8 protein-coding genes are annotated in these 7,509 nt (G+C 33.3%); all 8 read left to right on the top strand.

What is annotated here, in order from left to right:
• Positions 1–583 precede the first annotated feature (583 nt).
• Positions 584–742, top strand: a complete 159-nt coding sequence (locus tag AC1RPW_RS07495; protein ID WP_185931198.1) for a hypothetical protein — start codon at positions 584–586, stop codon at positions 740–742.
• Positions 743–901: 159 nt separating this feature from the next.
• Entirely contained in the window at positions 902–1,333 is a 432-nt protein-coding gene (locus AC1RPW_RS07490; protein ID WP_220741389.1) for a GNAT family N-acetyltransferase, read from the top strand.
• Positions 1,321–1,485 (top strand): hypothetical protein, encoded by a 165-nt coding sequence (locus AC1RPW_RS07485; protein WP_013102110.1) that lies wholly within the window; start codon positions 1,321–1,323, stop codon positions 1,483–1,485. Before AC1RPW_RS07490 ends, AC1RPW_RS07485 begins: the two co-directional genes overlap by 13 nt.
• Before the next feature lie 489 nt (positions 1,486–1,974).
• Positions 1,975–3,210: a MobV family relaxase gene (gene mobV / locus AC1RPW_RS07480; protein ID WP_481761987.1), complete on the top strand. Its 1,236-nt coding sequence runs from the start codon at positions 1,975–1,977 to the stop codon at positions 3,208–3,210.
• Between the two features lie 503 nt (positions 3,211–3,713).
• A complete protein-coding gene (locus AC1RPW_RS07475) occupies positions 3,714–4,868 on the top strand; it encodes a RepB family plasmid replication initiator protein (RefSeq protein WP_481761986.1) in 1,155 nt (384 codons plus the stop codon).
• Positions 4,861–5,505: a hypothetical protein gene (locus AC1RPW_RS07470; protein WP_481761985.1), complete on the top strand. Its 645-nt coding sequence runs from the start codon at positions 4,861–4,863 to the stop codon at positions 5,503–5,505. The genes AC1RPW_RS07475 and AC1RPW_RS07470 overlap by 8 nt, the downstream gene beginning before the upstream one ends.
• Positions 5,493–6,692: a restriction endonuclease subunit S gene (locus tag AC1RPW_RS07465; RefSeq protein ID WP_224143287.1), complete on the top strand. Its 1,200-nt coding sequence runs from the start codon at positions 5,493–5,495 to the stop codon at positions 6,690–6,692. Before AC1RPW_RS07470 ends, AC1RPW_RS07465 begins: the two co-directional genes overlap by 13 nt.
• A 62-nt stretch (positions 6,693–6,754) precedes the next feature.
• The coding region (locus AC1RPW_RS07460) for a plasmid replication initiation protein (RefSeq protein ID WP_481761984.1) at positions 6,755–7,509 on the top strand (755 nt) is incomplete at its 3' end.

Below are 7,509 nucleotides of genomic sequence, written 5' to 3'. Positions count from 1 at the left end.
AAAAACAAAAAGTTAATCCTGAAAATTACATTTTTGGCGCAATGAGAAATACTTTTGAAGTGTGGTACAGCGAATACTTGCAATCATTAAGTTAAAATGGCTAAATTAGCTCATATAAGAGCCATAGAGAAACTTTAAAAGCAACAAAGTACAAAGACTAGTAAAATGTTAAAAATGCCTTAGAAGCGTTATTAAAGGCAATTAAAATCAAAGGACAAGATAATATCTTGTCCTTTTTTTCTGATTATTTTGAAGTTAAACAATTAAATTATGTATCATACTACCTTTTTTAGAAAGCTCATTTTACACTGCGTAATACGTCTGTTTACTGTCACTTACCATATCAAAAACAGTCAAAAATAAAAGGGTATATAAACTCACAAGTTCGCCCTTGTATTTTTTTTATGTTTTTTATCTGTTTTCATCACAGCAAACGACCGAAAACGCACTGGAAAAAATGAACTATCAAAATAAAAAAAGGGGGTGATCTATGTACATAATTTAATAACTTAAAAATAATCATCAATCCAGCTTCACTCACTCAACACCTAAAAAAAATGTGTTTAAAAGAAAGGACAGAAAAATGAATAAAAAGTTTTTAAAGCAACAATTAGATAATGCAGAAAGCGAGAATAGAGTGATAAGTAAAGCTCAAAATGAACAAGAAACTAAAGTGTTAATACGAAAATATGGAACGCTAGGTAACTTAAATAAACGATTGTTAGAATTAGAATATTTTTAAATTATAAGGAGTGGAAATAATGGAACTAATAAGTGTAGAAACAATATGTGAAACAATAAATGGAAAAGAATATGATTAATTAATATCATTTCCTAGTTTTAGATAATTGAATCCTCTCCTATTTCTTATTAAACTTGTTTTAGGAAAAAGGGGGCTACAATGATTACAAAATTAAACAGTTTTTCAGACAGGGATTTAGAACAATTGGCACAGATTTGGTTGAATGGCAATTTACAAGCACATTCATTTATTCCCGCTCAGTATTGGAAAAATCAATTTGTGAACATTAAAAAAATGTTGCCTGAAGCAAATATTTTTGTGTATAGGAATAATGAAATAATTATCGGTTTTTTAGGCGAATTAGATGGTTACATAGCTGGATTATTTGTTGACATGAACTACAGAAAGCAAGGTGTTGGTAGCCGATTAATTAATTACCTAAAACAAATAAACGACAAATTAACACTTTCAGTCTATGTAGATAATATTAATGCCGTTAATTTTTATGAGAATAAAGATTTTATCATAGACAGTGTAGGTATGGATACTGAGACTGATTCAAAAGAGTATCGTATGACTTGGGAAAAATAAAAGGTAAAGACTTTTTTTATAAAAGCTTTGCTTTTTATTTTGCAATAAATAATGCTAATGTAAGTGACAGAATAATTAGTACCAATATCGCTAAGACACTTTTGATGCCAAAAGCAATAGTTAGACTTATCAAAATAATAAGTGGCAAATAAAAATAGTCCAATTTATTGACTTCTGAGCAATCCATACCAGTGTAGATTTATTAAAATTGTTACCAAAAAAACGCGTGTAGTTTGCTTACAGGAAATATTGGTCATAACTTAATACGATGAGAAATTATATTAGCATTCAAAATAAGTTGAGATACAGATACTATCTCAACTTATTTTTTTATGGGGTTAAGCTGACACCAGCTTGCCCCACGCGGGTAGCGTTCTGCATGACATGCTCTCACTGAAAGTGATCCTGCAATGATAAATTGCCCCGTCACGGCGTGACCCGCCAGAGGTTTTACAAGCCGGATAAGTGGCGCTGTAAAATAGCAGTTTCCCCAGTAAGAAGGGGAAACGCTACGGTCATCGCTTGGCGATGACGCGCCTCGCAGAGCCTGTCCAAAATATTATTTTGGTATAACAGGCTATACCAGATTTTTAACGGTGTTATACTGGTCTTGGAAAACCCTTTTTGAGGAGGCATTTTTGATGGCGCATTTAAAGAAAAATACGCGTGGCGCAGTCCCAGGTTTAGCGGTTCACTTTGAACGTAAAACCGACCATCACACTAACAAAGAAATTGATGTGTCGAAAACCTATCTAAATCAAGATCTGATGGCGGATGGTTCTGATATGCTGTCACGCTTCAATGCGCGTTTAAATGACGTTTATTGCATGAAAAGAGACGATGTGAAGGCGTTAGCGACTTGGATTGTCACTTTACCTGAAGAACTTACAGAAGCGTCCTACGAGCAACAGAGCGCCTTTTTTGAAGCAACCACTAATTTTCTGAATGACCGTTATGGTCAAGAAAATGCCGTGGCCGCTGTCGTACATTATGACGAGACAACCCCTCACTTGCACTATGCCTTTGTCCCAGTGGTTTTTGATAATAAAAAAGCACGTGATAAAGTATCCGCTAAAGAAGTCCTCACGCGCCATGATTTGCAAAGCTTTCATGAGGATTTAGATGAGCATTTAAAAAAAGTGCTGCCCTTTTATGAACAAGGGATTTTAAATAACAAAACCTTACCGTTTGAGAATGTCGCTGAAATCAAAAAATACAACGATCAGTTTAACGCTTTAAAAACTGAACTAGCCGATATTGAAGACAATATTCGTGCGAAACAGGCCGTACTTAAAATCACGGATCAAGCCTTAACGGAATTGGACTTAGCCGAAAAACAAATTGATGCCTTTAAACAAGACTTATCTAAAAACCTCTTTGGTAAGACGGTGCTTAAACCAGATGACTTAGATCGCTTTAAAAGTGTGTTAGCCACGATGAAGAAAGCCACCTTGCAAAGCCAGCATGAGACACGAGAACTCAAGCAAACGTTAGGCCAAGTCAACGCGCAATTAGCTGACATCCAAGCTGACTATCAAAACCTGAAAGAAACTCATCAAATGTTTCAGAAGCGGCAGCGAGAACAGCAAAAAATGGACTATGTGATGCGTGACATGCTTAAAAATGATTATGGTGTCGACAAACTATCGCATACTGATGTGGAGGCTCGGTATGTTCTTTATAAGCTGGATCATGAAGAACTCACTCAAAATAAAAAAGTAGCCCAGACCTGGTTAAAGACACTGACGACAGCTAGAGCAGATCCAGATACGAAAATAGCGCCAACTAGATTAGATTGGGGTATTGAACAAGTTAAAGCATTAATTAATCGAATCATTGAATTAACGCGTGATATTTTTAAAGGGCCAAGTCTTTAACGTTATAACGGCCTATTTGCTCGTCTAAGCGTTTTTAACCATGTGACGTAGAAATAATCATCAAATAGATTCAAACGTCGCTATTGGCTTAATAAGGGGCAATTAGGTTACATAACCAGGAATCCATCATTTAAAATAATGCCAAACAAAAAGAACACTCTGGACAAACATTATGTACAACGGTGTTCTTTTTGTTTTGTTTTTATTAATTCAATAAAAAGGCGAAGCCTATTATAAGTTTATCTTTTATATTTTAATCTTTTGTTCTTTTGCGTGGTTATAAAGTGAGCATTAGCAATGCTTCAAAGCTAAATACGTGTACAAAATACTGTGCATACGTGTACAAAATACTGTGCATACGTGTACAAAATACTGTGCATACGTGTACATTTTATTTTTTCATGTACACGTAAAATGCTATAATAAAAAGCATAAAGAAATTCCCGACAAAAAGTTTTTCTTTATGCTTATATCCAACAACACGCCCAAAGGAGTGTATCTATATGTCCATTATATCAGAATCAAAGACAAGGCAGGTGCAGACCTTGAATGAATTATCAAAAAGAAAAGTGGTCGAACACAATAGCTTAATCACATCCATTGCCAAAATGGATAAAACGCCGCTTAAAATGTTTGAATTAGCTGTTTCTTTAATCGATACAGAAAACCCACCTCAAGATCAAACGGTTTATTTATCAAAGCAAGAAATGTTTGCTTTCTTTAAGGTGAATGATAACGATAAACATAGCCGATTTAAACAAGCGATTGAAAGAATGCAGAAACAAGCTTTTTTTCAGATTAAAAAAGAACAAGATAAAGGGTTTAAGTTTGTTAGTATTGTGCCAATCCCTTATGTGGAATGGACGGATTATAGTGACGAAGTAAAAATTGAATTTCATCGTGAAATCATGCCTTACTTAATCAATCTTAAAAACAATTTTACGCAACATGCTTTGTCAGACATCGCAGAATTAAATAGCAAGTATGCCATTATTCTATACCGTTGGTTATCGATGAATTACAACCAGTACGAGCATTACAGCTTTAAAGGTGGTCGGAGACAAGACCAAATTGATAGTTATCGTAATCCTGAAATTAGTATCCGAGATTTACGAGAAATGACAGATACGATAGATGAGTATCTGGATTTTAGAAATTTTGAAAAAAGAATTTTAAAAAATGGTATTGAAGAAATTACAAATAATACAACTTTTAATGTGACGTACGAAAAAGTTAAAAAAGGGCGCAGCATTGATAGCATTGTCTTTCACATTACTAAAAAACAAGTTGCGGCTGATAGTAGTTATAAACAGGATGATCCCGTTTATATCGAGGGCAAGATTCGTCAAGAAGAAACAGAAGATATGTTGACTGTTAAGGCAATAAAAAGTCCCTATACAAAGTTACTTATGGAGCAGTTTTTATTGTCATATATTGATTTAACGGATACGACTATTTTGTCAGGGTTACAGAAAAATGTATATCCACTTTATGACGAATTAAAAGAATTACGTGGTTTAAAGGGCGTGAAAGAACACTTAGCCTATATCAGAGACAAACAAGATGACTATTCGAAAAAGAATATTGCTAAGTATCTTAAAAAATCGATTGAACAGTATCTACCAATCGTTAAAAGGCAGGATATAGATCATGAGTGACAATTTAAAAACGATTCGAGAACTTGCAGATGAGTTAGGAGTTAGCAAGAATAAAATTCATTATCAAGTTTCTAAAATATCAAGCGAATATGTAGTTAGAAATAATAGTATGAAGCTATTAACCGCTGAAGCGGTTAAACAAATAAAAGAAAATATAGGTATTGAATTAAACAGTAGTTTAAACAGTAAGTTAAATACCGTTAAACACCAAGAAAACACTAATATAAAAGGAAATACAAGTGTTGAAGGCGTTGAATTAAACAGCACTTTAAATAGCTATTTAAACAGTCTTAAACACCAAATTGAATATCTTGAATCTCAAAATACCAATAAAGATGAACAAATAAAAAGTTTAGTGGAAGCACAAAAACAAACGCAAAATTTGTTAGACCAGCAACAACAATTAGCCTTACAAGATAAAAAGTTGTTAGAAGAATACAAAGCAAAAAACGACAGATTAAAAGTTCTCAAAATGCCCTCACAGGAAACACAATTCAAACACTTAGACAATCAATATAAAGATGAAGTGAACGCTCTTAAAGAGAAGTTGGAAAATTTGCAGGAACAAATCAAAGATCAAAAAAGGATAGAAGAACAAGAAAAACCAAGAAAATGGTGGGGACTATGGCGAAAATAGATGATTCAGTTAAAAAGAAAGTTCCTGAATTGCGATTTGCGGGGTTTGCTGACGATTGGGAAGAGCGTAAGTTGGGTGAATTAGCTAGTTTTTCAAAAGGCAATGGATATACAAAAAATGATTTAGTCGAATTTGGAGATCCAATAATTTTATATGGTCGCTTATATACAAAATATGAAACAGTTATTGAGAAAGTAGATACATTTGTAAATAAGAAAGATAACTCAATAATTAGTGAAGGATCTGAAGTCATAGTACCTGCATCAGGAGAATCTTCAGAAGATATTTCTAGAGCTTCAGTTGTTGGTAAATCAGGTCTAATTTTAGGCGGAGATTTAAATATAATTAAACCAGTAAATTATATTGATTCTATTTTTTTAGCTTTAACTATTTCTAATGGATCTCAACGACAAGAAATGTCGAAGAGAGCTCAAGGAAAATCTGTAGTTCATCTGCATAACTCTGATCTAAAACAAGTAAATCTTTTATATCCAAAATTAGAAGAACAACAAAAAATTGGGACATTCTTCAAACAACTTGATTGCGCTATCGCTCTTCATCAACGTAAGTTAGATTTGTTGAAAGAACAGAAAAAAGGCTACTTGCAAAAAATGTTTCCAAAAGCTGGAGAAAAAATTCCTGAATTGCGATTTGCGGGGTTTGCTGACGATTGGGAACAGCGTAAGTTGGGGGAGATATTTAACTATGAGCAACCAACAAAATATATTGTTAAATCTACAGAGTATGATGACACTTTTAATACACCTGTTTTAACAGCAGGTAAGAGTTTCTTATTGGGCTATACAGATGAGATTACTGGGATTAAAAATGCTACCGTAGAGAATCCAGTTATTATATTTGATGATTTTACAACTGGTTCTCATTATGTAGATTTCCCTTTTAAGATTAAGAGTTCCGCAATGAAATTACTTAGTTTGAATGATAATTCTGACAATTTCTATTTTATGTTTAATACGTTGAAGAATATAAAATATGTACCTCAAAGTCATGAACGTCATTGGATTTCTAAATTTTCAGAATTTGAAATCTATAAACCTAGTCAGGAAGAACAGCAAAAAATTGGTTCATTTTTCAAACAACTCGACGACACTATCGCTCTTCATCAACGTAAGTTAGATTTGTTGAAAGAACAGAAAAAAGGCTTTTTACAAAAGATGTTTGTTTAGGGGCTATAATTATATAATGACCCCTAGAAAAGACTATTAAAACAGCCCTCGTTATCTACTAGTTGGATAATGGGGGCTGTTTTTTTGTTAAATGGTATAATGGATCATATATAGCAGGACTATTATTTCAAATCAAGCAAGGATTTGATCCCAAGAAAAAGAAAAATTTACCCAATCGACTTTACCTTGATGATTTAGAAGTTACAGCAAAAGACGTGTATATTAAACGGGATTTTGCTAATAAAACGGCTGAAACCCTTGATACAAGCGGACATCACGAAATCGGACGCCGACAAGAAAATAATAAAACAGCTGAAACCCTTGATACAAGCGGACATCACGAAATCGGACGCCGACAAGAAATGGCTGAAACCCTTGATACAAGCGGACATCACGAAATCGGACACAATCTATATAAGACTAACTTAGATACTAATAAAGATACTAATAAAGATACAAGCATGCTTGATTTTTCATCAATTAATTTCTCTCAAAATGTTCTACAAAAACAAAATCAAGACATTGTAGCTAATGCAAGCGAATTTCTAGTATCAAACGGAAATGCAGGTAAAATTCCTTTAGAAGCTGAAACAATAAAGTTAATCAGTTTATGGTCTGCAAATGATCCAAAGAAAATGGAAAAAATGATTGGGATTATTTTTAATGCTAAAAAAGCAAGTGAAACATTTATTACTCAACAAACAGGAAAACCAACAACTATCTTTTTAGATAACTATGAAGATTTGCAACATGACATCACAGTTTCATTGAGAAGAACATTTAACGCTATTAGAAATAAACAGGATAAAAAACAAAA

It is taken from the genome of Dellaglioa sp. CoH-55-MRSF-8, from assembly GCF_056782195.1.
Note: the sequence above shows the minus strand (reverse complement) of the source record. Positions and strands in the feature narration are given on the sequence as shown.